Origin of the sequence: Paraburkholderia sp. 22098 (assembly GCF_052045935.1) — a bacterium.
GTDB classification, from domain to species: Bacteria; Pseudomonadota; Gammaproteobacteria; order Burkholderiales; family Burkholderiaceae; genus Paraburkholderia; species Paraburkholderia caledonica.
On record NZ_JBQEPV010000007.1, the window covers coordinates 340,528 to 366,898 of the forward strand.

The following is a 26,371-nucleotide window of genomic DNA, read 5'->3' on the forward strand; positions in this document are numbered from 1 at the left end:
CATGACGCGTGATGTCACGGCGCACGTCGGCTACGAACGGGCCATTGCCCTCGGCGGCAGCGTATTTATTGCGTCTTCAATGCGTCGACTCGAGATGCGCGTTAACGTGTTCCCGTCGCCCCGCTGCATAGCCGAACCATGCAGACACGACGCAGATACCCGCGCACAAAGCAGCGAGACTGTAAAGCGAGCCGGTTGCATGGAGCAGCGATCCGGCGATGAACGGCCCACACGACGCGATCAGATAGCCGATGCCCTGAGCCATGCTGGAGAGTTGCGCGGCCACGTGCGAATCGTACGAGCGCAAGCCGATGACGGTGAGCGCGAGCGTGAACGCCGCGCCTTGCGAGGCGCCGAGAAGCAGCGCCCAGATCCACATGGTTGACGCAGGCGCGAAGAAACAGCCCATCAGACCCACGCCAGTCGACAGTAACGCCCCCACATTCACCGCGCGCTGATCACGCAGTCGCGCCAGCAGAAACGGCAGCAGTAGCGACGACGCGGCCTGCGTGACCACGCTGAGCGACAGCATGAAACCGGCATCGACCGCACTCATGCCACGCGTGCGAAGCACCGTCGGCAGCCAGCCGAACACGATATACGCCAGCGACGATTGCAAACCCATGAACAGCGTGACTTTCCACGCGAGCGGATCTCGCCACAATCCGCGAACGACTTGCGCGTGTCTTCCTGCGTGGGTCGACTTCTTTGGCAGACGCACGCCCCAGACCAGCGTGGCCAACGCGACGGGCAACGCCCACAGCGCCAGTGCCCATGCCCAGGAGTTGCCGCTCGCGCCGCCCAGCAGGTATTCGATCGCATGGGCCGCGGGGACCGTCCCGGCCGCCGCCGCGGCGGCGCCGACGCACATTGCCGCGCTGTAGACTCCAGTCATCAGTGGAACGTGGTGCGGGAAGTCGCGCTTCACTACGCCTGGCAACAACACATTCATCAAGCCGATGGCGAAGCAGGCCACAATCTGGCCGAGATACAACGCCTCCCACACGGGAAAGACGCGCAACGCAGTACCGAGCGTGAGCAGCAAGAGCAGCGCGAGCAATGCGCGTTCACTTCCGAGGCGCCGCGCGAGTAGCGGCGCGAGCGGTCCGAAAAGACCGAAGCATAGTGACGGCAATGTCGTCAGCACGCTCGCGCCCGTGCGCGAAAGGTTGGTGGCCCGCACTGCTTCGAGCAGGATCGGACCCACGCTCGTGATCGGCGTGCGCAGCGAAAAAGCGATCAAGGCGAGGCTCGCCGCGAGAGCGATGCTGCGAGCGCGCGAATCGTGGGGAGCGTTCTGTTCGTCCGGATTGTGCGGATTGTGCGGTGCGATGGCGCCCGCAGCCGGGCGTGCGGTCTTGCCGCGGTCGGCCGCCGTGGGCTCAGCATTAGCAGACGTTTTGGGGACTTTCATCGATCACTGTGTTTTATACGGGTCGGTCGAAGCGACCCTTCTTCGTCTTGCATTGTATTCGGCGAAAGCTATGTCGAGCCCGGATGCGTCGTTGCACCCATTCAATGATGAACGTCTGTCCGGTTAGCCCACATGAAAACACTGCAGCAGATCACTTCGGCCATCGCCACGACGGATCGGAAAGATGTTCTGCGAAGTAATCGGACAGCGCGCTCACCTTTGCGGGTCGGGCGCGCGCCGACGGCGTGACGAAGTAAAGGCCGCCTTTCGTCAAAGACCAATCGGTGAGGATAGCTTCCAGGCGGCCATCGGCCAGATATTCGCCGGCGATGAACTCGGGCAACTCCGCAATCGCCAGACCATCGAGCAGCGTCGGCAACAGTGCGTCGGAGTTCGTCACGCGCAGTGGACCGATCGGCATGATCGGTTCCTCCTCGCCCGCGTCGTTCGTAAAGCGCCACACATCGCTGCGCGCGCGATACGCATACGAAAGGCAGGGGCGGTCCACCAGTTCGCGCGGATGCATAGGCCGTCCCTCACGCTTCAGATAGTCCGGTGACGCGACTACGTATTGCGTTACCGCGCATATCCGTCGCGCCACCAGCGACGAATCGGGCAGTGCGGCGATGCGCAGCGCGGCGTCGAAGCCGTCAGCAACCAGGTCGACCGGCGCATCGGACAGATGCAGGTCGATCGACACCTCCGGATATGCACGAAAAAATGCTGGCAGGAGCGGCGCGACCCAGCGCAGCCCGAACGACATCGGCACCGCCAGACGCACGAGCCCGCGCGGTTGCACCGACATCTCGCGGGCGGCGCTTTCGGCTTCCTCGGCCTGCCGGTAAATCTGGCCAGCTTTCTCGCAGATTGTCCGGCCGAACTCGGTGAGCGCCAGTTGACGCGATGTGCGATTGAAAAGCCGCGCGCCGAGCCGGTCTTCCAGGCGCGCGACGCCGCGCGACACCGTCGCCACCGAAACGCCCACTGCGCGCGCCGCAGCCGCGAACGATCCCTCCTCAGCGACCTTCGCGAACATCGCCAGTCCCTCGAAATCAGGCAGTTTCGCCATCTCGCCTCATCATCTCATTTTTGCAACGTTAGATTGCAATCAATTCTATTTCGAAAAGATGGCTGCGTCGATATTCTCCTTACATCGCAGCACGAAACACCCAACGTAGTTTCCCGACGTAGTCATCCACTTATCGAATTGAAGGAGAAACACCATGGCACGCAAACTCGACAACAAGATCGCACTGGTCACCGGCGCAACGAGCGGCATCGGCCTCGCGACTGCTCAACGCTTTGCAGCAGAAGGCGCGCATGTCTATATCACCGGTCGCCGTCAGGCCGAACTCGACGCCGCAGTGAAGGGAATTCGCGAAGCCGGCGGCAACGTGACCGGCGTGCGCGTCGATTCTGCAAAGCTCGATGAACTCGACGCGCTGTACGCGCAGATCAAGCAGGAGAAGGGGCGTCTCGACGTGCTGTTCGCCAATGCTGGTGGCGGTTCAATGCTGCCGCTGGGCAGCATTACCGAAGAACAGTTCGACGACACCTTCGACCGCAACGTGAAGGGCGTGCTGTTCACCGTGCAAAAAGCGCTGCCGCTGCTCGCACAAGGTGCGTCGGTGATCCTCACGGGCTCGACGGCTGGCAGTTCGGGCACGGCTGCATTCAGCGTCTATTCAGCTTCGAAGGCCGCGGTGCGCGCCTTTGCACGCAGCTGGATTCTCGATCTCAAGGACCGCGGCATCCGCGTCAACACGCTCAGCCCTGGCGCAACCCGCACTCCTGGCCTGCTCGACCTCGCCGGTCCGGATGCGGCGCAGCAACAAGGCTTGGCCGATTACCTGGCCGCCCAGATCCCGATGGGCCGCCTCGGCGAGCCTGGCGAGATCGCGAGTGCGGCACTGTTCCTCGCCTCCGACGACGCGAGCTTCGTGAACGGCGCCGAGCTGTTCGTGGACGGCGGCCAGCAGCAGGTCTAAGCGTTCCTTGAGCACGCGAGGGCGCGTCTGGTGCAGTCTTCGACGATTGCACCGGCGCGCGCACGCGTGCGCGCGATCCAACTCAGGCACATCATGATCGAACATCGTCCTTTTCTGTCGCTGGATGTAATCAGTCGCGACTGGCTGGAAGCGCGGCTGCATTTTCGCTTTGGCGAGTGCGGACGCGCCGGTCATGTGCCGCTCGGCGCGCTCTACGTGTGGAACGACGACGAGTTCGCTGCACACTCGGGCTTCGGCCTTCATGCTCACCGTGAAGTCGAGATCGTGACGTGGGTGCGCTCAGGCGCAATTACGCACGAAGACGACGCCGGCAATCGGGCACGTCTGGTCGCCGACTCCGTGCAGGCAATGAGCGCGGGTTGCGCGGTACATCACGCCGAGCGCAACGAGGAGAGTTCGCCGGCGCGGCTGTTTCAGATCTGGTTGCACCCGCGCACGCTGGGTGGCACGCCGCGTTGGGCGACGCGTGTCTGTTCGCGCGAGTGCCGCGAAGGCCGCTTCGTCACGCTGGCGAGCGGCGATCCGGACGACGTGCGTGCAGGCGCGTTGTCTATCAATGCCGACGCTCGCGTGCGCATCGCGACGATACGCGAAGGCGCAACGCTGCATCACGTGTTGCGTCCGCCAGGCCACGCGTATCTGGTTACCGATCACGGCCGCCTCGACGTGGGAGAGGTTCGGCTCGCGCCACGCGATGGAGTCGTGGTTACTGGCGAATCGCAGCTTACGATGACAGCGCGAGACGACACCGACATCGTGATGGTCGAACTGGTTGGGTAACGACGCCGTTGCGATGCGTCCCGATTGATGTGTCCGCAGCGATGCGAAGCGTTATCACCGTCCTACTGCGGCCTGAGGTGTGTTCCGGAAGCTGATCGCCATGCGGTTATAAGTGTTCATGAGTCCGATGGCGATCGTGAGGTCGACCAGTTCGCGCTCGTCGAACACTGCACGGGCTGCCTCGTAGGCTTCGTCGGGTACGCCGGTCTGTGCAACGCGTGTGACCGATTCGGCCCACGCAAGTGCGGCACGCTCACGTTCGTCGAACAGATTGCCGGCTTCCGCCCAGGCCTGCAGGAGCGCGAGCTTTTCGACTTTCACGCCTTTTTTCAGCAGATCGCGTGTATGCATGTCGAGGCAGTACGCACAGTTGTTGATCTGCGAAACGCGAAGGTAGACCAGATCCACGAGAACAGGCGACAGGCCGCTCTGCAGAACATAGCCGTAAACACCACCGAGGGCTTTCGCGCCCGCAGGTGCGATGTGGTTGTAGTCCAGACGCATGCTCATACTTTTACTCCTTGATGTACTGATTACTCGACCGGGGTGGTCAGGGCCTTGTCGTTGCTGTCCACCACGAACACCGCCAGCAACTTCGCCGGCTTGGTTTTGCTTGCATTGCGGCTGACACGGTGAACCGCGCCGGGCTCCTCGAAGAAGCTTTCGCCGGCGTGGTAGATCCGCTTCGGGCCGTCGTCGACTTGCGACTCGATGGCGCCCGACACGACGTATGCATAGATAAAAGCCGACTTCGCATGCTCGTGTGCGTGCGACGCTGTGGCGGGCGCATAGTCGACAACGACCGCAATCAACGACTTGCCGGGGATGTTGGGAATCGCGTGCTGGAAGTTCGGCGTGACGGTCTCAGCCGTGTCATGCGCGGTAGCCGGTACGGCAATGGAAAGAGCAATGCCTGCGGCGACAGCACCGGCGATAGATCGAATGTTCATGATGTTGCATCTCCTTGGTGTTCTCGCATTGTGGGTCCGGGCCGGACCACAAGAAAGAACCAAGAATGAACATTCTTTATGTACCATTCAGCGGGCAGCAAGCCCGCATTGCCTGTCGCCTAGCTACCCTTGCGAACCACTTCCACCAGCCGGCGACAGTGTTCGACCATCTTGCGTTCATCGAGGTTGGTCACGCTCAGCAATAAGCCCTGTGGGCCAGAAGACTGCAGATACCAAGGCGACAAAGGCGCCGGCGCCAGGCGGGATTGCAATGCTCGCATGGCAATGTCTACGTCAGATGTAGAGCGGGGAAGCGTGGTCACGATGGCCGTACCCGCAGCCGCGTGCACTTTTATCGAGTCCGGCGCCAACTCATTGAGACAACGAAGCAGGCTATCGCGCCGCGTGGCGTAAAGACGCTTCATATGCCGAAGGTGCCGAAGATAGTGCCCATCGCGCAGAAACTCTGCCACGGCGTGTTGCACGAACGACCCCGGTGCCGGCATCAGGCACGCTGCGATGTCGCCAAAACGGCGAACCATTTCAACCGGGACCACCAGAAAGCCAAGTCGGAGCGCCGGGCTAATAGTCTTGCTGAAGCTGCCGATATGCAACACCCGTCCGTCTGGATCCAGCGATGCCAAGGCCGGCGCTGCGCGGCCCTTCAACTGGAGCTCACTGAGGTAATCGTCTTCGATGATCCATGCGTCGTTTCGTCGAGCCCATGCGAGCAACGCTAGCCGCCTGGGGAGCGACATGGCCATTCCGAGGGGCGCCTGCTGGCCCGGTGTCACGACTGCCAGAGCGGCTTCAGCAGAACTCCGGATGCCGGCTTCCACGTCGAGTCCGTCTGCATCGACTGGAATGGCTCTCACAGTCATTCCTGCCAGATCGAGCGCGGTACGCGTGAGCGGAAAACCCGGATCTTCTAACCATGCTTCTTTACCTTCAACACCGAGCCCTCTGATCGCGAGGCCGAGTGCTGCCGAGAATCCCGCAGTGACGAGAACCTGTGACGGACTGCACCGCAAGCCTCGTGCTACGCCCAGATAGGCTGCAATTTCCTTCCGGAAGTCCGGATCGCCCCGCGGATCAGGGTAGCCGACCGGCGCAGCCGCAGCCCGCCGCGCCGCGCGCGTGAGTACACGCGACCATAGCTTGAAAGGAAAGGCGTCCTCGGAAGGCACACCCATTTGAAACGCCAAAGGAGCCGCGCCGAATGCGTGGAACAGATCGGGAAACGGCGGCGCTTCCGGTGACCGCGCGGGCGATGCAGGCAAGGGCGGCCGCTCGGCAACCCGGGTGCCGGCCGCTCCACAAGCGACCGCGAACTGCTCATCGATCAGACGTTCATAGGCCACACGGACCGTGCCTCGCGAGACGCCGATCTGCGCGGCCAGATCCAGCCACGATGGCAGCCGTGCGCCGGCGGCAAGCTGCCCCGTCTCTATGGCGTGTCGAACCGCGCCGTAGATTTGTGTGGACAGCGATGTGCTCGCGGAGCGATCCAGGCCAATTGGGAGCGTCGTCATAGCCTTCAATGGTACATCCAGAATCGTCAATCTTGGGTCTGTATTGTGGCCCGATAGGAGCGTAACTTCCTCCCTATACAGCGGCTCGACAGTGGCGATTTCATTGAAGTACGCAGTCGGTGCGCGAGCCAGCGACAGGCAGCAGCCGTTGCCAGGTGCCCGTAAATGCAGGACCAGATGAATGGAGAAGAGCGATGCAGACGAACGGAAAATCCAGCGTGAAGATACCTGACAGCAGATTGGCACGTGAGGTGACTGAGCTTATCCGGGACACGGAAGATGAATTGCTGTTTATGCACTCCGCTCGCGTGTATCTCTGGGGCGCATTGCTCGGAGAACGCAAAGGCGTGACCTTCGATCCGGAATTGCTTTACGTCGCGGCTATGTTCCACGACATTGGTCTGACGTCGATCTATCACGAGAGCCAGCTTCGCTTCGAAGTGGACGGCGCGAACGCCGCGCGGGATTTTCTGCGAAGCCACCGCATCGCCGAGGCGGATATCGACAAGGTCTGGAATGCCGTCGCCTTGCACACGACGCCTGGCATCCCGGAACACATGCACGGCGAAATTGCCCTGTTGCAGGCAGGCGCAGGAATGGACGTAGCGGGGCGCGGCTTCGACGAATTCACCGACGAAGAGCGCGACGCGGTGATTGCTGCGTATCCCCGGGACCCCGGTTTTGCAAACAGGATCATCGATGCTTTCTATCACGGTATGAAGCATCGCCCGGGCAGCACGTTCGGCACATTCAACGACGACTTCCTCGCCTACAAGGACCCGGAATTCGTGCGAACGAACGTTTGCAGCATCATTCTCAACTCGAATTGGGAACAGCGAACTACCCGCTAAGGGTGCATTTCTTTGCGAGAAGGAGAACATCATGAAGTCCCGCAGTACTGTCGCTGCAATTTGCGCCGCTGTTGCTCTTGCGGTTGGGGGAATGGTCCCGACCCTCGACGCGCACGCGCAAGCGCAGCCCACGTTCAATCAATCCACGGCGAATGCCGGCGACGAGGTTTCTGGCGTAAAAATCCCCGACAGCAAATTGGCGCGCGACGCAGCGCAACTCATTCGCGATTCAGAGGGCGATTTTCTGTTTCAGCATTCCACGCGTGTCTATTATTGGGCTGCCCTGGCAGGAAAGCGCAAAGGTCTCGCTTTCGACCCGGAACTTCTTTACGTTGCGTCCATGTTCCATGATTTCGGCCTGACGGCCGGCTATGGGCAAAGCCACTTGCGCTATGAAGTGGATGGCGCGAACGCGGCACGTGACTTTTTGCGAAGTCACGGCGTTTCCGAGGCCAATAGCCAGATGGTCTGGCTTGCGATTGCATTGCACACGACCAATGGAATTTCCGCAAATCTGTTCCCCATGGCCGCACTGGTTGCCGAAGGCGCCAACATGGATCTCGTGGGCGCAGGCTATGACGACTTCACAGTCGCTCAGCGGAGCGCCGTCGAGGCGGCTCATCCGCATCCGCCGCAATTTGCTGAGGACTTCATGCAGGCCCTCTACGATAGCCTCAAGCATCGTCCGGAGACCACGCAGGGAACAGGTCTGGCCGATGTCATGGCCTACAAGGACCCTGGTTTCGTCCGCAGAGACTTCAGCAAGCTGATGCGCAACTCGCATTGGGCTACTGGGAAATGACCGGCGCATTGTTGGTTGCGTTGGTTGCGTTGGTTGCGTTGGTTGCGGTAGTCGCGGTGGTCGCGGCACAGTTCGACCGCGACTTCCGTCGGCCCTTGATCATCGCCGGTACCCGGCGGGCGCGTCGTCCGGTAACCCGTTTTCACCCAGTCGATCATGTCAACAGCAGATGCCGGGAAGTTGCACAGTCTTCTGCCAGGCATGCTTCCGCGCCTTTGGGCGTTCTCTATTCGCCTGTGCCGTAACCGGCATGATGCAGAACGCGTACTTCAGCGCGCCTGTGCGCGGGGACTCGAGCGCGCCGACCAGTTAGAGCCCGGCACTGCGCCGCTAAGCTGGATGTTCTCGATCATTCATTCCACATGGACCGACGAACTGCGCACGCGCAAGCTGCCAGACCGTTCGATCATGGAATGCGCTAACGACTTGCAAGAGACCGTGCGCGATTCCCGTGAGCGCGATCCGGGAGACGGCTTCGACCTGATTATCGCGGCCGTCGAGCGTTTGCCGGAAGCGCAACGGATCGTGATGCTGCTGGTCGCGGTTGAAGGGCTCAGCTATTCGCAAGCGGCCGACGTGGTCGGCGTGCGGATCGGCACCGTCATGAGCCGGCTTTCGCGCGCGCGGCAGACCATCGGCGCCCAATTCTCACAGCGCTCGACTGCCGACGCTCGGTCATTCACGCCCGGGCGAGCGACGCGATGACGCGCGCCGCGGTTGCGCCAGGCGCCACCATCGCGGATAAGCAATGCCAGCGGTCACGATGTGCCAGTGTGACGGACCACCTGGCAGCGACGCTGTACGCCGAAGCACGATGCGATTTCATGGCATCATCGTACGCACCTTCCCACCAACGCAGGAGCGTATGTCATGGCCACATATATCGTCTTCACGAAGGAAAGCACGCAGGATCAGCAGGAACTCGACATTTATCAGAGCAAGGTCGGCGCCACTTTCAAAGGCCATCCCGTCAAGATTCTCGCTGCCTATGGACCTCAACAGGTTCTGGAGGGCGAAGCGCCAGAGGGTGTCGTGATCGTTGAGTTTCCGTCCACTGCGGAAGCGCGTGCCTGGTACGACGGTCCCGAATATCAGGAAGTCGCGCAGCACCGGTTCAAAGGCGCGCGCTATCGCGCCGTTCTCGTCGAAGGCGTGTAAGAAGGGCGACGATGCCCGCCCATTGAATTGAGCGCGACCCCGCCCGCGAATGACGCGGGCACGCGGCAATTCCTCTTCGCGGCAGGACCGGAAGTCTCCGGTTAGCGCAATATTTGAAACATTGATGTCCAGCATCGAGCTTGGATATATCTGACAATGCAGATATATTGCTCTCCAGGCAAGGAGCAAAGATGAACCACTACACGAGCGACAATTTCACCGTGACCGAGAGCGTGGGATTCGCCATCAACAAGGCGCGCAACCTTCTGGTGACGGAGATAGACGCAGAACTCAAGGATCTCGACATCACGGCTCAGCAAATGGGCATTCTTCTGTCCATGCGCCAGGACATTGCGAGCACTCCGTTCGAACTGTCCACGTTGCTCGGTATAGACACCGGCCTGATGACGCGCATGCTCGACAAACTCGAAACGAAGGGTTTGCTTCAGCGCTCCCGCAGTCTTGAAGATCGCCGGGTCGTCAACCTGAAGCTGACGAAGAAGGGCGAAGCAGTGGCAGACCACCTGCCCGACAGGGTGCCGGTCGTGCTGAACAAGCGGCTGAAGAAATTCACCAAGGCCGAATTCCATGAGCTGCGCCGTCTGCTGTTCAAGTTTCTCGAAGATTGAGCGAAGCGTTTGCACAAAATTTTTTGTCCATATATCTGACATGTCAGAAAATGAATAGACAGTTAAATCGACGGATGATCGGAACGCGAATTGCGAAATCCGGCATGACGGTGATCTTCGCGGCAGTGCTATCGGCCTGCGCAAACTATGCAGGTATCTCGAGCGACAAGCAGCTTGCGACGCCGGATACCTATGCGACGCAGCAAAGCATTCCTGCTGACAGCGGTCAGTGGCCCGCCGTCGACTGGGCCGATCAGTTCGGCGACGCCCAACTGAAGGCGCTGTTAGAGGAAGCATTGAAAGGCAACCCGTCGATCGAACAGGCGCGCGCACGCGTTGCCGCCGCCGCTGCTTACAGCGAGACGGCGAAGGCGAGCACGATGCCGCAAGTCGGGGCGACTTACTCGTTCACGCGGCAGCAGTATTCAAGCACGGCACTCGTGCCGCCTCCGTACGGCGGGTCATGGCAATCGGAGAACAAGGGTTTGCTGTCCGCATCGTATGACCTGGATTTGTGGGGCAAGAATCGCGAAGCCCTGAAAGCCTCGCTGTCGCAGTTGCAAGCAAGCAAGGCCGATGCGGAAGTCGTCAGACTCTCGCTGACATCCGCCACGGCGCGCGCGTATAACCAGCTTGCTCGTCTCTTTGCGTTGCGCGACATCGCGCAGCAGGAAGTGACGCAGCGCGAACAGATTGACCGAATTACGGCCGGCCGGATTGCAACTGGACTCGACACGCAGGTCGAGCGCAAGACCGCGCAGGCGAACCTCGCCAGCAGCCGGGCCGCGCTGGCGTCGCTGGACGGCAGCATTCTCACCACGCGATATCAACTTGCCGCATTGCTCGGCGCAGGACCTGACCGAGGTCTTGCAATTGCCCGCCCGTCGCTGGGTATCGGCGATGAAGTGCGTCTGCCGGCCAATCTGCCCGCTGACCTTGTGAGCCGGCGCCCGGATCTGGTCGCCGCGAAATGGCGTGTCGACGCGCTCGTGCACGACGTGAAGGAGGCCAAGGCCGAGTTCTATCCCGACATCAACCTCAGTGCGGCTATTGGCCTCGACGCATTCGGCTTCGGCCGCTTCCTCACCGCGGCGAGCCGCACGGCATCGGTGGGTCCGGCGATCCATCTGCCGATTTTCGACGGCGGTCAGTTGCGGGCGCAACTTAAAGGCCGCTATGCCGATTTCGACTACGCCGTCGCTTCATATAACCAGACGCTCGTCACCGCACTGTCCGAAGTTGCCACTCAACTCGCGCAAATCCGTTCTACCGACGAGCAGCTGGTCGACGCGCTAGCCGCGCAGGAAGCCGCCCGCAGCGCCGATCAACTGGCCCTCGTGCAATACAAGGCGGGACTCGCGAATCAACTCACGGTATTGAACGCCGATACCACAGCGCTTCAAGCCGACGAGCAGGTCGCGAATCTGAAGATGAACCGGCGCGATCAGCAGATCGCATTGGCAGCGGCGCTGGGCGGCGGCTATTCCGACAATGCCGGTACCGCGCCTGCAGTCAAACTCAATCCAGTCGTCGCCGTGCGTTGAGCGCGACGATTTTCAGATCCTGTCAGGAGTCACACAATGAGCGATAGCATCAACGCCGACCGAGCGAAGGCGGACGCAGACCAACCCCAACAAACGCAAGGCACTATGCGGCGCAAGTTGCTGCTCGCGTTGCTGGCCGCCGCGATAGTGGCAGCCGGCGCAGCGTACGGCGTGTATTACGTGACGACCGGTCAGTATCACGAGGCTACCGACGATGCATACGTTAGCGGCAATCTCGTGCAACTGACGCCGCAGGTCAGCGGCACCGTCGTTGCAGTGAACGCCGACGATACGCAGATCGTCAAGCAAGGTGTGCCGGTCGTGACGCTCGACAACGCGGATGCCAGAGACGCGCTTGCCAATGCCGAAGCAACGCTGGGGCAGACCGTGCGGCAAGTCAGCGGTCTTTACGTGAACAACGACTACTACGCGGCAACGGTCGCGCAGCGCGAGTCCGATCTCGCGCGCGCCGTCAGTGATCTGAAGCGACGTCAGGCGGTCGCGGAAACCGGCGCGGTGTCCGGTGAGGACGTGGCCCACGCGCGCGATGCGGTCAGCGCAGCGCAGGCCGCGCTCGACGCCGCGCGTCAGCAGGCCGAAGCAAACCATGCACTGACCGACCGCACGTCGATCGAACAGCATCCGAACGTTCTGGCGGCGTCTTCCAAAGTACGCGACGCCTATCTGAACTACGCGCGCAACACCTTGCCTGCTCCGGTGACCGGCTATGTGGCACGCCGTTCTGTACAGGTCGGTCAACGAGTCGCGCCCGGCACGCCGTTGATGGCGATCGTCCCCCTCAACGAGGTGTGGGTCGATGCGAACTTCAAGGAGAGCCAACTCAGGCGCATGCGTATCGGCCAGCCGGTCACGCTTTCCGCCGATGTCTATGGTTCGAGCGTCAAATACCACGGCCGCGTGGTCGGCTTCTCTGCGGGAACAGGCTCGGCGTTCGCCGTACTGCCCGCACAGAATGCGACCGGCAACTGGATCAAGGTCGTACAGCGTCTGCCCGCGCGCATTCAGCTCGATCAGAAGGAACTGGACGCACATCCGCTGCGGATCGGATTGTCAATGCAGGTCGAAGTCGAAACTCGCGACCAGTCGGGAACCCAACTCGGCGCGGCGGTGAATACTACCTATCGCACCGACGTGTTTGCGCAGTACGGCGCGGATGCAGATGCGGAGATCGCCCGGATCATCGCGCAGAACATGCCGATGGCGCGCACAGCCGCAACGGCTGGCGTGCAAAAGAGTGCGACGCGCAAAGCAGGCTGAATACGCGGCGAGGGTTTTTCCATTTTTTTGTGCGAATAGCTGACACGTCAGATATTAGCGACATTCGACAGGTGATGAAATGAATCAATCGACGCGAACTGCAACGCTTCCGCCTTTGACGGGCGGCAAGCTTGTGCTCGCAATGCTTGCCGTAGCGCTGGCCACGTTCATGAATGTGCTCGACTCCTCGATTGCGAACGTGGCTATCCCGACTATCGCGGGCAACCTCGGCGTATCGGTTGATGAAGGAACATGGGTTATCACGCTCTTCGCCGCAGCCAACGCAATTTCGATTCCGTTGACAGGTTGGCTCACGCAGCGTGTCGGGCAGATCAAGCTGTTCGTATGGGCGATATTGTTGTTCGTCATGTCTTCGTGGCTATGTGGAATAGCACCGAATCTGCCGGTTCTGCTCGCCGCGCGCATTTTGCAAGGCGCGGTAGCGGGCCCGTTGATTCCGCTTTCGCAAGCCATTCTGCTGGGCTCGTATCCGAAGGAGAAGAGTTCGCATGCGTTGGCGCTGTGGGCAATGACAGCGACTGTCGGCCCGATTGCGGGGCCTGCGCTCGGTGGCTGGATTACGGACAGCTATTCGTGGTCGTGGATCTTCTACATCAACATTCCGGTTGGGCTTTTTGCTGCGGGTGTGACATGGGCGATCTACCGCACGCGCGAGTCCCCAACGAAGCGTTCGCCGATCGACAAGATCGGGCTGATCTCGTTGATCGCGTGGGTCGGTTCCCTGCAGATCATGCTCGACAAGGGTAAGGACCTCGACTGGTTCAATTCCCCGGTGATCGTCGCGTTGACTGTCTTTGCAGGGATCAGCTTTGCATTCTTCGTGATCTGGGAGCTGACCGAGAAGAACCCGGTCATCGATCTGAGGCTGTTCGGCGGCCGCAATTTTCTTGGCGGCACGGTTGCGATTTCGGTTGCGTATGCGGTGTTTTTCTCCAACCTCGTCTTGCTGCCGCAGTGGATGCAGGGTTACCTGAACTACCGGTCCGTCGATGCAGGTCTCGCGACGGCGCCGCTCGGCATATTCGCCGTGATCCTTGCCCCTGTGATGGCGAAAATCATGCCGCGCTCGGATGCGCGCGTGCTCGCAACGTTGGCCTTTGTCGGCTTTGCGGGCGTGTTCTTCATGCGTTCGCACTACACGACCGGCGTGGATACCTGGACGCTCGTATTGCCCACCTTGTTGCAGGGCATACCGACCGCATTGTTCTTCGTGCCGCTGACCGCCATCATTCTTTCCGGCCTCGCGCCCGAGAAGATTCCCGCCGCCGCGGGTTTGTCGAATTTCGTGCGGGTGTTCGCGGGCGCAGTGGGAACGTCTCTTGCCGCAACCGGCTGGAACGATCGCACCATCTTGCATCACGCGAGACTGGCTGAGCAGACGGGCGTCACCAACCCTGTTTTCACCGCGGCACTGGATTCGGCGCAAGTTGCACTGGGAGGAAGCCGGTCTCAAGCAATGGCTTTCTTCGAACACTCGATGAACACCCAAGCCGCCATGCTTGGACTCAATGATATTTTCTGGTTGTCGGCGGTGATCTTCGTACTGATCATTCCGTTGATCTGGGTGACGAAGCCGGGCAAGACGAATGCCGCGGCGGCCGCTGCAGCGGGGCACTAGGAACTGGCACCCCCACGCCGCCATTCGGCGTGCCTAAGTCGACGAACTTCCCGCCAGCCAGTTCTGTCCAAATAACGTAGGCTGGAGTTGATCATGAAGCCGTTCTACGTTGCCGCTACTGCCGTTGTTGCCGCCGCCACTATGCTGCTGGCCGGCTGTTCGTCGGCGTGGCCGCCGCCCGGCGAGCCAGTCGCCTCACACGTTTCGGCTACCACCGAAACTCGCACCTCGTCCGCTTATCAGGGCGCAAAGCCAGCCACGGCAGCCGCGCCGGTCACAAGGCCGCCGGCGCTGAGCGTCGGTGTCACCGATCCCGGCACGCAGTTGATTCTTCCCTGGTTTCTCGCTGACATCGTCAATGCGGTCAATACGCGTCAGTCGTTCGGCGACTTGATGCACACGATGAAAAACGGGCTTTGATCTGCCGTTGGTCCGTCGCGTTGTCTCGCTGCTCGCAGGCGATTCCGGAATTGGCCCGCGCACCACTTGTTCTCATACAGCGCCGTGGCCGCGGCAGCGCATTACCTTCCGTCAAACGATAGCGACGCCGCATTCCTTGAACGCCCCGCGCAATCCCAACTGCGGGTACGCACTCTCCAACGTGCGTAAATCGGCTCGCATTTCCTCGACGATCCAGTCGCGCACGTTCGCGACGATGGGCCGCAAAGGCCGGTTCGCGGGCGACACCAGACAGCAGCGCCGGTTCGTCACGAGGATTTCTTCTTCAGCGGGGACGAGTGCGCGTTGCGACAGCCAGTGCGACACCACGTTCAGCCAGCCAAGCGCGATGCCCTGGCCGAGCAGCGCCGCCTGCACGACGATCGCGTAGTCGTTGAAGCTGAGCATGCTCGCCACGCGCCGCCCGTGCTGCTCGAACGCTCCAAAACGATGGTGCCAGCCGCGCTCTTCGTCGTCCATCACGATGACGGTGTCGCCGTGCTCACGGCCGGCGTCTGTCAGCGACGTTTCCTGATAGCGCGGATTGCACACGGGCAACAGGGTTTCGGGCATAACCAGCACGCTGTTTTCGTCGATGTCGCCGGCGTGCATGAAGCGCATGCCCAGATCGACATCGACAAGCGGTCCACCAATGCGCCCGGAAATGAGCTGAAACCGCAGATCGATTGACGGGAACGCTTCGTTCAGGCGGCTCATGCGCGGCATCAACCAGTGCGTCGTAAATCCCGTGGATACCGACAGCGTGACCGATTCCACGCCCGTAGCACGCGCTTCTATTTCACGTATCGCGCTTTCTATGCCGTTGAATCCTTCGGAGATCTTGGTGTACAGAATCCGCCCGCTCTCGGTGAGTTCAATGCCGCCGCGCACGCGCTCGAAGAGGCGCACTCCAATGTGGTCCTCCATGCGGGCGAGCATGCGGCTCACGGCAGGCTGGCTCACATAGAGTTCTTGCGCGGCACGCGTGAAGTTGCCGCAACGAGCGGCAGCCTCGAAGACGAACAGCGCATTCGCGCTCGGCAGTTTTTTGCGTAGATTCGGCATGACTTGATGTTATGCCCGATCCAACAATTTGGGAATTGCCGCCAAAAAGTTTGACACCTATATTTTCCCTAATGCAGGCCCTTCAGCGAGAGCAAACGCAATGGACGCACGAGCGAAAACAGGAGTCTCCATCCGGTCGGCAGCGAAGCGCTATGGACCCGTAATCGCGCTGGACGACGTCTCGCTCGACATCGAGCCAGGCGAGTTCGTGTCGCTGCTCGGACCGTCCGGGTCGGGCAAGACGACGCTGCTCGGCATCCTCGGCGGCTTTGTTCAGCCGAGTTCCGGCTCGGTGTGGGTCGGCGAGCGGGACATTACATTTGCGCCGCCGCACAAACGCAACATTGGCATCGTGTTCCAGAACTACGCGCTTTTTCCGCACATGACGGTGGGCGAGAACGTCGCGTTCCCGCTGCGCGCGCGCCGCGATCCGAAAGCGGGGTGGGCGGCGAAAGTGGCCGACGCGCTCGCGATGGTCGAACTGAGCGGTTATGAATCCCGCGGCATCAGTCAGCTTTCCGGCGGCCAACGTCAACGCGTCGCGCTTGCAAGAGCAATGGTCTTCGAGCCGCAACTGATCCTGATGGACGAGCCGCTTTCCGCGCTCGACAAGCAGCTGCGCGAAACGATGCAGATCGAGTTGCGGCGTCTGCATCGCAAGCTCGGCGCGACGATTGTCTACGTGACGCATGACCAGCGCGAAGCGCTGACCATGAGCGATCGCGTGGCCGTGTTGAAGAACGGCAAGCTCGTGCAGATCGATACACCCGAGCGTCTTTATGACCGGCCTTGCGACGCGTTCGTCGCGAGCTTTATAGGCGAGGCGACGCTGCTCGAGGTGCGCCGCGCAGGCGACGACGCCGTACGCCTCGGCGACGCGGTGTTGCGAACCGCGCACCCGTTGCCGCGCGGCGAGCGTTTGCTGCTTGCCGTGCAGACAGAAAAGCTCGTGATCGACGCCGGTCCGGCAGAGCCTGCCGCCAACCGGCTCTCGTGCCGCGTGACCGAAGTGCTGTACCAGGGAGAAAGCCTGCGCGTGTTCGCGACACTGGCTGACGGCACCTCGATCAGTCTGCGCCAGCCCGGCAATCACAACGCACGCAGCCGCATTCCGTCACCGGGCGAACACATGACCGTTGTGCTCGATCCGCAGGACACGATCGTCGTGCCCGCCTGACTTTCCCCGCCCGCCCGGGCATACGTCTTACGAAATTAACGCAACCCGCAAAAGGATGATGCAATGAAGCTCACCGATTTCAAGGTCCTGACGTTCGACGTCGTCGGCACGCTGATCAACTTCGAACAGGGCGTGCTTACGTCCGTGCGGCGCCTTGGCGGCGCGGCGGCGAAAGATCTCACCGACGACCAGATCTTCGAGCCGTATATGCGCGGACGCGCGAAGTATCCGGGTCGTTCGAGCCACGAGATGGCGAACGTGTATCTGTATCTTGCCGGCGAACTCGGCCTGCCCGACGACGCGCAATCCGCGGCGGCCTTCCAGCGAGACGTGCTGGAGTGGCCCGCATTCGAAGACTCAGTCGAGGCCCTGAAGCGCCTGCGCAGACATTATCGCCTCGTCGCGATGACCAACGCGGACCGCGTCGCGTTGTCGGCCTACGCACATACCCTGGGCGACCCTTTCGACGACACCGTGTGCTGTGACGAAACGGGCGTCGCGAAACCGGACCCGCAGTTCTTTGCCTACAACCGCGGACGTCAGGCGGCATTCGGCTTCAAGTTCAACGAGATCCTGCACACCGCGCAGAGCCAGTATCACGACATCGGCATCGCGACGAAGCTGGGTTACTCGACCTGCTGGATCGAGCGACGCCAGGGCATGAAGGGTTTCGGCGCGACGCCGGTGCCCGAAGCCGTCACCGCGCCCACGTTCAAATTCGCAACGCTCGGCGCGCTCGCTGACGCGGTCGAAGCCGAAGCGCGCGCTGCTTAAGCCATGCTCGCGCCCGCCCTCCACAACGACTCGCAGCGGCCGCAGCCCGACTCGCTATGGCGTGCGATGGCCGCCCGCTTGGCGCAACGGCAGCCGCCCGTGAGCACGGGCGCGCCGCTCGCGCGCGATCTGGCGGTCGACGTGGCCGTGATCGGCGCGGGTTATTCGGGCCTGTCGGCCGCGTACGCGCTGCAAAAGCGCGGCGTCGATTGCGCCGTGTTCGATGCGAACCCGGTCGGTTGGGGCGCGAGCGGGCGCAACGGCGGGGTGGTGTCGTCGAAGTTCCGTTTGTCGTTTCCGCAAATCGACAAATTGCACGGACTCGATACCGCGAAGCGCATGCACCGGCTCGCGCACGACGGCGTGCGAGTGGTCGAATCGTTCGTCGACGAGTTCAAGCTCGAACGAGCGCACTTCGAGCACACAGGCAGCCTGCGTTGCGCGCACACCGAGCGCGCGTTCGCCGCGATCTGTGCGGAAGCCGACTGGGTGCGGACGCAGTTGGGCGACACGTCGATGACAGTGCAGTCGCGCGAAGAAGTGAGGCGCGAGACAGGATCGAGCGAGTTTGTGGGCGGCGTATTGAGCGCGGATGCAGGCACGATTTTACCGCTCGAATACGTGTACGGGCTCGCGCGAGGCCTCACTGCGCGCGGCGTGCCGATTTACGAAACGACGCCGGTTGTCGAAATGACGCGTTCGCAAGGCGGGCCTGCCGGCGTCGTGCTGCGAACGCCCGGCGGCACGGTGCGCGCGAGACAAGTCATTGTCGCGACCAACGCGTACTCCGATCTCACGTCCGCGACCGCTGCCTACCAGCGTGAACTCGTGCCGTTTCGCAGCGCGATGATTGCGACGGAACGCCTTCCCGCGGAACTCGATAATCGGCTCATGACGCAGCGCCGCAGCTATACGGAAACGCGGCGCATGATGAAGTGGTTTCGCAAGGTCGACGGCCGTATGCTGTTCGGCGGACGCGACGCGTTCGGCAAGGAAGGCCAGGCGACCGGCTTCGACGCGTTGCAACGCGCGATGGTCGCGCTATTTCCCGATCTCGCGGATCTGCGTATCGAATATCAGTGGTCCGGCTATGTCGGCATGACGTTCAATGCGTTACCGCATGTTGGCCGCAGCGACGACGCCACAACCTTTTGTCTGGGGTATAACGGAGCGGGTGTCGCGATGGCGAGCCTGCTTGGCCAGCATGCCGCAGCACTCGCACTCGGCGAGACACCTGAGCTTGCGTTGCTCGGCCAGCAAGGCTTGCGGCCCGTGCCGTTCCATTCGCTGCGTGCGCCCGGCGTTCGCGTCGTTGCCGCGTGGTACCAGTTTCTCGACGCCGTGGGTGCATGATGACGACAGCCAAACGGATTCTCCAGGACCCCGCCCTGATGCAAACAGTTGCCACGGACCCGTCGGTGCGCCACCAGCAACGCGAAGACCGCGCGATGCTGCTGCTGCTCGCGCCCGCATTGTTCGTCGTGATCGTGCTGCTGGTGGTGCCGCTTGCGTGGCTGTCGTGGCAGTCCATCTGGCATGACGGCGGCTTCACGCTCGTCAATTACCGGCGCATTTTCACGGGCACCTATCTCGACACGTTCCTCATGACGTTCAAGCTCAGCGTCATCGTGACGGGCGTGACGTTGCTGCTGGGCTATCCGGTTGCGTACTTTGCGGCGTCGGTATCGCCGCGATGGAGTGCGTTGATACTCGGCATGGTGATCCTGCCGTTCTGGACCAGCGTGCTCGTGCGTACTTATGCGTGGCTCGTGCTGCTGCAGCGCACCGGCCTCATCAACAAGGCGCTGCTTGCGACGGGTCTTGTCGATCGTCCGGTGCAACTTGCGTATAACCAGTTCGGCACCATTCTCGCGATGGTGCACATTCTGTTGCCCTTCATGGTGTTGCCGCTGTATTCGGCGATGCAGAAAATCCCCGCTAATCTTTCGCAGGCCGGCGCCAGTCTCGGCGGCTCGCCGCTGCACGTGTTCTGGCGCGTGTTCCTGCCGCTATCGATGAGCGGCGTCGTGGCAGGCGCCACGCTGGTATTCGTACTGTGCCTCGGTTTTTACATCACGCCCGAACTGATGGGCGGGGGCAAGTCCATCATGGTGTCGATGGTGGTGAGTCGCAACGTCGAGATTTATAACAGTTGGGGCGCTGCGAGCGCGGTCAGTGTCGTGCTGCTGCTCTGCGTGTTCGCGATTTTCTATGCCGCGAGCCGCGTGATTCCCCTGGAAAAGACCCTGGGCGCGAAATGAACAAGATCCCGTTCGGCAGAGTCGTGCTCGGCGTACTCGTCGTGCTGATTCTCGTGTTTCTGATGCTGCCGGTGGTGATCGTCGTGCCGCTGTCGTTCTCCGACACGCGCTTCATGACGTTCCCGCCGCCCGCCTATTCGTTGCGCTGGTATCACGCGTTCTTCGACAATCCCGCGTGGATCGACGCGGCTCGCACGACGCTCGTGGCGTCCGTATGCGCAGCGGTGCTCGCGACGCCGCTCGGCATCGCCGCGGCCTATGCGATCCAGCACGGCACGCACTGGTCGATGCGCTATCTGCGCACGCTGCTCATGTTGCCGCTGATGGTGCCGATCATCATCGTCGCGGTGGGCGTGTTTTTCGTATTCACGCAGGCCGGTTATGTGAATACGCTGGGCGGCCTGATCGTCGCCGATACGATGCTCGGCCTGCCCTATGTGCTGATTTCCGTGGGCGCCGATTTGCGCACGTTCGACCGCACGCAGGAGATGGTCGCGCGCAGCCTCGGGATGAATCGCCTGCGCAGCTTTCTTGCGGTGACGCTTCCGCAGATCAAGGCGAGCGTGATTTCGGGTGCGGTGTTCGTCTTCATTCAGGCGCTCGACGAAACAGTGGTCGCATTGTTCATCTCGGGCGGTACGAACCAGACGCTCACGCGCCGCATGTTCGTCACGCTGCGCGACGAGATCGATCCCACCATCGCCGCGATCAGCACGATGCTGACCGCGTTGACGTTGTGTCTCGTGATGATCGTCGTCGTGAGCCGCCGTTCTTCGGCGGCGCGGGCGTGATGTCTTTGAACTCTCTCTATGGGAAGCGGATGTCGAACGCACTGAAGTTTTATATCGACGGCGCCTGGGTCGAGCCGTCGGGCACCGCACGTCTGCCCGTGGTCGATCCTTGCACGGAAGAAGTCTTCGCTGAAGTCGCGCTAGGCAATGCAGACGATGTCGAGCGCGCCGTGGCCGCCGCGAAGCGCGCGTTCGAGTCGTTCTCGCAGATCGGGCCTACCGGGCGGATCGCGCTGATCCGCCGGATACTCGACGCCTATATGGCGCGCTACGACGACATGGCCGACATCATCTCGCGCGAGATTGGCGCGCCGAAAGCGCTTTCGCATGCGTGGCAGGCCGCGCTCGGCAAGCGTCACCTCGAAGAATTGCTCCGAACGTGCGAGACGTTCGCATGGCAGCGCAAGAAAGGGACGACGCTCGTCAATCATGAGCCTGTCGGCGTGGTCGCGTTGATCACGCCATGGAACTGGCCGATCAATCAGATAGTCTGCAAGGTCGCGCCGGCAATTGCGGCCGGCTGCACGATGGTGCTCAAGCCGAGCGAAGTGTCGCCGCTCAACGCCGTGCTGTTTGCCGAGATTCTCGACGCAGCCGGTGTGCCGCCCGGCGTGTTCAATCTCGTGAATGGCGATGGCCCGACTGTCGGCGCCGCGCTGTGCAGCCATCCGGACGTCGACATGGTGTCGTTCACAGGATCGACGCGGGCGGGCGTCGAAATCGCAAAGCTTGCCGCACCGACCGTCAAGCGGGTGCATCAGGAACTGGGCGGGAAGTCGGCGAACATTCTTCTCGACGATGTCGACTTGGAAGCGGCTGTGACGTCGGGCGTGAACTCGTGCTTCAGCAACAGCGGCCAGTCGTGCAACGCGCCGACGCGCATGCTCGTGCCGGCAGCGCGGCACGAAGAGGCCGTGCGCATTGCACAGCGCGCGGCGGCCGCGCACCGCGTGGGTCCTGCAGACGATGAAAGAACGACGATGGGCCCGGTCGTCAGCGACGTGCAATATGCTCGCGTGCAACGGCTGATCGAAAAGGGCGTCGAGGAAGGCGCGCAACTGGCGGCGGGAGGCCCCGGGCGGCCCGACGGTCTGATGCGCGGGTACTACGTGCGGCCCACGGTGTTCGCGAACGTGGACCCGTCGATGACGATTGCGCGCGAGGAAATCTTCGGTCCCGTTCTCGCGATCATGCCGTATCGCGACGACGAAGATGCCATTGCAATCGCGAACGATACGCCATTCGGCCTCGCTGCCTACGTGCAGTCGGCGGACCTGGCGCGCGCCCGGCGTGTGGCGTTCCGTCTGCGCGCGGGCAGCGTCTATGTGAATTATCCGTCGTGGGACCCAGGCTCGCCGTTCGGCGGCTACAAGCAGTCAGGCAACGGCCGCGAGTACGGCGAGTGGGGCCTCGAGGCGTTTCTCGAAGTGAAGGGTATCGTCGGCTACGGCGATTAGGAGCCACTCGAACGGCCGCGCAGCAGGTCGGCAATGCGCTCGGCGATCATGATGGTCGGCACGTTCGTGTTGGCGCACGGAATCGACGGCATCAACGACGCGTCACACACGTGTAGATGTTCGACACCGTAGACTGCGCCGCGCGCATCGGTGACAGCGAGTGGATCGTCGGCGGCGCCCATGCGGCAGGTCCCCGACGGATGCCAGGTGCCGCCCACGGAGCGCGTGACGAACTGCGTGAGCGCGGTGTCGTCGGCGAGCAGTTCGTTCAGCGTCACCCCTTGAGTCACCACGCGCCGCACGAGCGACGCCCGCAGCGGGCCGGCGATATCGAGCAGCAAGCTCAGCGCGCCGCGCTGCAACGCGTTCCATGCGCCTGGCACTGCAACGGCGGCGACCCGCGGCGAATAGCTCGACGGGAATACTGTGCCGAGACGCGCCTCCATCGCTGGCGCGGACAGAGTCTGTGCGCCTAACCGCAGCGCGAGCTTCAGCCGTTCGAGATCGCGCGCATCGGACAGCATGGCGAAATCGACCTCGGGTTCATCGAACGCGCTCGACGATTTCAGTTTCAGTCGTCCACGCGAATACGATTTGTTGACCCAGAAAAACATCGTGCCGAGACGGTAGCCGACCGAGTGCCAGCCCGAGCGCGACAGTATTGCGCCGTGCATGTCGCCCGGCACGGTGCCCGGCAAGCCCGACGAAAAGCGCACGATTGCCTGTTCGTGATGCTCGTGGCGAAAGGGCGTGCGTGCCGCGCGAGGCAGATAGGCGGACACCGCAATAGACGGATGCTCCATCAGATTGCGGCCCACGCCTTCGCGATGTGCGAGCACGTCGATGCCCAGTGCGGCAAGTTCGTCAGCGGGACCGATGCCGCTGCGCAGTAACAGTGCCGGCGAGTGAATCGCACCGGAGCACACGATCACGCAGCCGGCCCGAATGTCGTGATGCGTACCGTCAGGCCGGATCATGCGTGCGCCGACTGCACGCCGTCCGTCGAACAGAATGCGTTCGGCGGTCTCGTGGGTGCAAATGGCGAGGTTGGATCGCGCGCGCACGGCTTCGTCCAGATAGCAAACGGACGTGGGTATGCGTTCGCCGCCCGCGCTTACTGCAATCGACCCGATGAAGGTGCCGTCTTCCCACGCGCCGTTCTGATCGGCGCGCAACGGATATTCATGTTTCAACGTATCGAGCACGGCTTTCACGAACGGCGAAATGCGCGTCCACGCAGTGCGCTGAATGCGCAGCGGGCCGCTCGCGCCGTGCAGGGCGCTGATACTGACGTCGCTGGAATTGCCGAAATCGTGGTCCGTTTCGAGCTTGCGAAAGTAGGGTAGACACGCTTCCCAGTTCCAGCCTTGCGCGCCGAGTGCTTGCCATTCGTCGTAATCGGCGGGCGCGCCGCGGTTGGCCATTAATGCGTTGATCGCGGAGCCGCCACCGAGCAGCCGCGCCTGTTCATAGCGGCGCAATGCGGCAGGCGCGCTCATGCGCGCTTTCAATTGCTGCCAGATGTTCGTGCTGTCGAGGTAGGCGCGACCGGGATAGCGGCTGCGAATGTCGGCTGGCATTGTCGCCTGCGAGATGTCGCGACCCGCTTCCACGAGGCACACGGTCTTGCCGGCGTCTTCGGAAAGAAGCGCAGCGAGCACGCAGCCCGCCGATCCGCCGCCAAGAATCAGATAATCGATCACGTTGGATAGATAAAGACTGTGGGGCTCGTGGCTGTAAATGCGATCGGTGCGATCCATGCGATGAATGCGCTGGATGCAATGAGCGCCGCAAGATACAAAAACGCCCGCGATGAACCGTGTTCCCGCGGGCGCTTCAATCGTATGGCGAGCAGTGCGCAAGCTACTGCATGAACTTCAGCCACCGCGCTTTTGCCTGGATGCCTGCATCCGACGCCCACCAATCTTCAGACATCAGTGCCTGTTTCGCGGCGTTCTCTGGCGAGCTTGGCAATTCGCTTGCGCGCTTGGGCGTGATCTTGCCGGTCTTGAACGCCGCGGGGTTCCCTGGACCGTAGTCGATGTAAAGCGGCAGGTTGGCCTGCAACTCAGGCGACATTGCAGCGTTGAGGAAGCGCATCGCGTCGGTCAGATTCGGCGCGTTCTTCAGCACGCACAACTGCGTGTTTTGCAGAATGCCGTCGTTGAATGTGAAATCGACATCGGGATTGTCCTTGCGCACCGCGCTCGCGCGGCCGTTCCAGATCATCGTCATGTCGACCTCGCCGTCGTGCAGCAATTGCGCGGACTGCCCACCGGAAGTCCACCACACGGTGATGTCGGGCTTGATCTGTTGCAGCTTCCTGAACGCGCGGTCGACGTCGAGCGGATACAGCTTGTCGCGCGGCACACCGTCGGCGAGCAGGGCGGCTTCCAGTACCGTTTGCGGATCGTTGCGCAAGGCTCGGGTGCCTGGGAACGCCTTCACATTCCAGAAATCGGCCCAGCTTTGCGGTGCCTTCTTCAGCGTTTTCTTGTTGTAGCCGATCACAGTCGAGTAGAACTCATACGCGACCGAGTACGGCGTGCGGTACTTTTCCGGCATCGCGGCAGCGTTGGGGATCTTCGAGAAGTCGAGCTTCTCGAGCAACCCCTCGCGGCCGCCGCGCAGACAGTTGGAGGTGGGCGTGTCCACCACGTCCCAGATCGGCTTGCCGGTAGCGGCCTGAGCTTTGATCTGCGGCCACGCGTCGGGAATGCTGTCCTGGTTGATGGTGATACCCAGTTCCTTCGCAGCGGGGTCGAGAATCGCTTTGGTCTGGGCTTCCTGATACGTGCCGCCTTGCGACACGAAGGTGATTTTTCCTGCGGCGAGAGCAGGCGCCATGCTCATTGCGCTCAACACAAGAGTCATGGCAAACGGGCGCAACCTTGGCATGCTTATCACGACTTCTCCTCGATACGGTTGAAGCGAAAGACATCATCCAGGTCGGCGCGAATGCGCCTGCGGCTTGCGGCCGGAGGGGCAAATAGCGCTGGCTTGACTGGAAATATAGTGAGTCAATTTGACCGGGGCAACGCCGCAATTGTTGGAGCGGCCATGACATGGCGTTATGTCTGCCGGCGTCGCTTGCGGCGCATCAGCCGTCTAACTGTTTTCGCCTCGCGTGTCGATTCGCGACATCACATTCGCGACGATCCTGTCGCAACGCGCGCCGGCGAATCCGAACAGTTCGCTCCCTGCGAGGTCGATGTCTCGCGCCAGTGATTCGCGCAGCAGGCTTTTCGCACGGAAATGCCGGCTACGCACGGTGGCTTCGGCAATGTCGAGGCATTGCGCGGTTTCCTCGACGCTCAGCTCTTCCACTGAACGGAGGACGAATACCGTGCGGAACGATTCTGGCAGCTCGTCGAGCTTGCGCTCGATCAGCGCGCGCATTTCCGCGCGCGCCACGGCGCGGTCGGGGGATTCGGAGTCGGACGGATGCATGGCTTCGAGATCGAGGTCGGCAGTGTTCGAACTGACTATCGGAAAGACATTCTCGCGGCGCGCATAACGGCGCAGCCGGCCGTAGCACTCGTTGAGCACGAGGCGCGAAAGCCAGGTCGACAACGCGGAGTCGCCGCGAAACTGACTCAGCGAACGATACGCGCGGAGGTACGCGTCCTGCAGGGCGTCTTCGGCTTCAGCGTCGTCGCGCAGCGTGGCGCGCGCGAGCCGGTAAAGCCGTCGATTATGGCGGCGCATCAACAACTCGAATGCGGGCCGATCCCCAGCGACGATGCGCCGTACGATCGCGAGATCGTCGTCGGCGCCGGATATCGACGGCACAGTGGCTGTCTCGGTCATTGCGAGCGGGCT

26 protein-coding genes are annotated in these 26,371 nt (G+C 62.0%); 17 read left to right on the plus strand and 9 right to left on the minus strand.

Annotated features, from left to right (window positions below; all coding sequences use genetic code 11):
* Positions 1-76 precede the first annotated feature (76 nt).
* Both ACTJLB_RS17425 and ACTJLB_RS17430 read right to left on the minus strand, forming a co-directional pair.
* Positions 77-1,414 (minus strand): MFS transporter, encoded by a 1,338-nt coding sequence (locus ACTJLB_RS17425; RefSeq protein ID WP_440783971.1) that lies wholly within the window; start codon positions 1,412-1,414, stop codon positions 77-79.
* 151 nt (positions 1,415-1,565) lie between these two features.
* The gene (locus ACTJLB_RS17430) at positions 1,566-2,483 is read right to left on the minus strand and encodes a LysR family transcriptional regulator (protein ID WP_020066592.1); all 918 of its coding nucleotides are present in this window, start codon (positions 2,481-2,483) and stop codon (positions 1,566-1,568) included.
* A gap of 154 nt (positions 2,484-2,637) precedes the next feature.
* On the opposite strand from ACTJLB_RS17430, the gene ACTJLB_RS17435 reads away from it, so the two are divergent.
* Both ACTJLB_RS17435 and ACTJLB_RS17440 read left to right on the plus strand, forming a co-directional pair.
* Positions 2,638-3,402, plus strand: a complete 765-nt coding sequence (locus ACTJLB_RS17435) for an SDR family NAD(P)-dependent oxidoreductase (protein ID WP_131318270.1) — start codon at positions 2,638-2,640, stop codon at positions 3,400-3,402.
* A gap of 93 nt (positions 3,403-3,495) precedes the next feature.
* Positions 3,496-4,203: a pirin family protein gene (locus ACTJLB_RS17440; protein ID WP_204521858.1), complete on the plus strand. Its 708-nt coding sequence runs from the start codon at positions 3,496-3,498 to the stop codon at positions 4,201-4,203.
* A 54-nt stretch (positions 4,204-4,257) separates the two neighbouring features.
* Here ACTJLB_RS17440 and ACTJLB_RS17445 read toward each other — a convergent pair whose 3' ends face one another.
* From ACTJLB_RS17445 to pdxR, 3 genes are all read right to left on the minus strand, one after another.
* Positions 4,258-4,713 carry a carboxymuconolactone decarboxylase family protein gene (locus ACTJLB_RS17445; protein WP_087753567.1) on the minus strand — a complete coding sequence of 152 codons (456 nt, stop codon included), beginning with the start codon at positions 4,711-4,713 and terminating at the stop codon, positions 4,258-4,260.
* Between the two features lie 23 nt (positions 4,714-4,736).
* Positions 4,737-5,153, minus strand: coding sequence for a cupin domain-containing protein (locus tag ACTJLB_RS17450; protein WP_440783972.1), 417 nt, complete (start codon positions 5,151-5,153; stop codon positions 4,737-4,739).
* Between the two features lie 119 nt (positions 5,154-5,272).
* Entirely contained in the window at positions 5,273-6,685 is a 1,413-nt protein-coding gene (pdxR, locus tag ACTJLB_RS17455) for a MocR-like pyridoxine biosynthesis transcription factor PdxR (RefSeq protein WP_440783973.1), read from the minus strand.
* Positions 6,686-6,879: 194 nt separating this feature from the next.
* Here pdxR and ACTJLB_RS17460 point away from each other — a divergent pair, with 194 nt between their 5' ends.
* The 9 genes from ACTJLB_RS17460 (at position 6,880) to ACTJLB_RS17500 (ending at position 15,006) form a co-directional block, all read left to right on the plus strand.
* Positions 6,880-7,536: an HD domain-containing protein gene (locus ACTJLB_RS17460; protein WP_440784018.1), complete on the plus strand. Its 657-nt coding sequence runs from the start codon at positions 6,880-6,882 to the stop codon at positions 7,534-7,536.
* 31 nt (positions 7,537-7,567) lie between these two features.
* On the plus strand, positions 7,568-8,338 hold the full coding sequence (locus ACTJLB_RS17465; protein WP_440783974.1) for an HD domain-containing protein: 771 nt from the start codon (positions 7,568-7,570) through the stop codon (positions 8,336-8,338).
* A gap of 156 nt (positions 8,339-8,494) precedes the next feature.
* Complete coding sequence (locus ACTJLB_RS17470; protein WP_440783975.1) at positions 8,495-9,043, plus strand: RNA polymerase sigma factor; 549 nt, start codon at positions 8,495-8,497, stop codon at positions 9,041-9,043.
* 165 nt (positions 9,044-9,208) lie between these two features.
* The gene (locus ACTJLB_RS17475) at positions 9,209-9,496 is read left to right on the plus strand and encodes a DUF1330 domain-containing protein (protein WP_020066583.1); all 288 of its coding nucleotides are present in this window, start codon (positions 9,209-9,211) and stop codon (positions 9,494-9,496) included.
* Positions 9,497-9,687: 191 nt separating this feature from the next.
* A complete protein-coding gene (locus ACTJLB_RS17480; RefSeq protein WP_020066582.1) occupies positions 9,688-10,125 on the plus strand; it encodes a MarR family winged helix-turn-helix transcriptional regulator in 438 nt (145 codons plus the stop codon).
* A 50-nt stretch (positions 10,126-10,175) separates the two neighbouring features.
* Positions 10,176-11,669 carry an efflux transporter outer membrane subunit gene (locus ACTJLB_RS17485; RefSeq protein ID WP_440783976.1) on the plus strand — a complete coding sequence of 498 codons (1,494 nt, stop codon included), beginning with the start codon at positions 10,176-10,178 and terminating at the stop codon, positions 11,667-11,669.
* 36 nt (positions 11,670-11,705) lie between these two features.
* Positions 11,706-12,947: an HlyD family secretion protein gene (locus ACTJLB_RS17490; RefSeq protein ID WP_288827979.1), complete on the plus strand. Its 1,242-nt coding sequence runs from the start codon at positions 11,706-11,708 to the stop codon at positions 12,945-12,947.
* A gap of 79 nt (positions 12,948-13,026) precedes the next feature.
* Positions 13,027-14,586, plus strand: coding sequence for a DHA2 family efflux MFS transporter permease subunit (locus ACTJLB_RS17495; RefSeq protein WP_440783977.1), 1,560 nt, complete (start codon positions 13,027-13,029; stop codon positions 14,584-14,586).
* Between the two features lie 93 nt (positions 14,587-14,679).
* Complete coding sequence (locus ACTJLB_RS17500) at positions 14,680-15,006, plus strand: hypothetical protein (protein WP_440783978.1); 327 nt, start codon at positions 14,680-14,682, stop codon at positions 15,004-15,006.
* 111 nt (positions 15,007-15,117) lie between these two features.
* Here the strand turns inward: ACTJLB_RS17500 and ACTJLB_RS17505 are convergent, their stop codons facing one another.
* Positions 15,118-16,089 (minus strand): LysR family transcriptional regulator, encoded by a 972-nt coding sequence (locus ACTJLB_RS17505; RefSeq protein WP_087753557.1) that lies wholly within the window; start codon positions 16,087-16,089, stop codon positions 15,118-15,120.
* A gap of 100 nt (positions 16,090-16,189) precedes the next feature.
* Between ACTJLB_RS17505 and ACTJLB_RS17510 the strand changes: the two genes are divergently transcribed.
* The 6 genes from ACTJLB_RS17510 to ACTJLB_RS17535 all read left to right on the plus strand — a co-directional run bounded on the left by ACTJLB_RS17510 (position 16,190) and on the right by ACTJLB_RS17535 (position 22,549).
* Positions 16,190-17,266: an ABC transporter ATP-binding protein gene (locus ACTJLB_RS17510; protein ID WP_392393880.1), complete on the plus strand. Its 1,077-nt coding sequence runs from the start codon at positions 16,190-16,192 to the stop codon at positions 17,264-17,266.
* 63 nt (positions 17,267-17,329) lie between these two features.
* Positions 17,330-18,040 (plus strand): HAD-IA family hydrolase, encoded by a 711-nt coding sequence (locus tag ACTJLB_RS17515; protein ID WP_440783979.1) that lies wholly within the window; start codon positions 17,330-17,332, stop codon positions 18,038-18,040.
* A gap of 3 nt (positions 18,041-18,043) precedes the next feature.
* Positions 18,044-19,393, plus strand: a complete 1,350-nt coding sequence (locus ACTJLB_RS17520; RefSeq protein WP_440783980.1) for an NAD(P)/FAD-dependent oxidoreductase — start codon at positions 18,044-18,046, stop codon at positions 19,391-19,393.
* The gene (locus ACTJLB_RS17525; RefSeq protein WP_288827970.1) at positions 19,390-20,301 is read left to right on the plus strand and encodes an ABC transporter permease; all 912 of its coding nucleotides are present in this window, start codon (positions 19,390-19,392) and stop codon (positions 20,299-20,301) included. The genes ACTJLB_RS17520 and ACTJLB_RS17525 overlap by 4 nt, the downstream gene beginning before the upstream one ends.
* Complete coding sequence (locus ACTJLB_RS17530; RefSeq protein WP_440783981.1) at positions 20,298-21,092, plus strand: ABC transporter permease; 795 nt, start codon at positions 20,298-20,300, stop codon at positions 21,090-21,092. The genes ACTJLB_RS17525 and ACTJLB_RS17530 overlap by 4 nt, the downstream gene beginning before the upstream one ends.
* Before the next feature lie 29 nt (positions 21,093-21,121).
* Entirely contained in the window at positions 21,122-22,549 is a 1,428-nt protein-coding gene (locus ACTJLB_RS17535) for an aldehyde dehydrogenase family protein (protein ID WP_440784019.1), read from the plus strand.
* Here the strand turns inward: ACTJLB_RS17535 and ACTJLB_RS17540 are convergent.
* The 3 genes from ACTJLB_RS17540 to ACTJLB_RS17550 all read right to left on the minus strand — a co-directional run bounded on the left by ACTJLB_RS17540 (position 22,546) and on the right by ACTJLB_RS17550 (position 26,359).
* Positions 22,546-24,252 (minus strand): GMC family oxidoreductase, encoded by a 1,707-nt coding sequence (locus ACTJLB_RS17540; protein WP_440784020.1) that lies wholly within the window; start codon positions 24,250-24,252, stop codon positions 22,546-22,548. The two genes, ACTJLB_RS17535 and ACTJLB_RS17540, sit on opposite strands and share 4 nt — an antisense overlap.
* 160 nt (positions 24,253-24,412) lie before the next feature.
* Positions 24,413-25,423 (minus strand): ABC transporter substrate-binding protein, encoded by a 1,011-nt coding sequence (locus ACTJLB_RS17545; protein ID WP_440783982.1) that lies wholly within the window; start codon positions 25,421-25,423, stop codon positions 24,413-24,415.
* Between the two features lie 234 nt (positions 25,424-25,657).
* Positions 25,658-26,359, minus strand: coding sequence for an RNA polymerase sigma factor (locus tag ACTJLB_RS17550; protein ID WP_440783983.1), 702 nt, complete (start codon positions 26,357-26,359; stop codon positions 25,658-25,660).
* Positions 26,360-26,371: the final 12 nt, after the last annotated feature.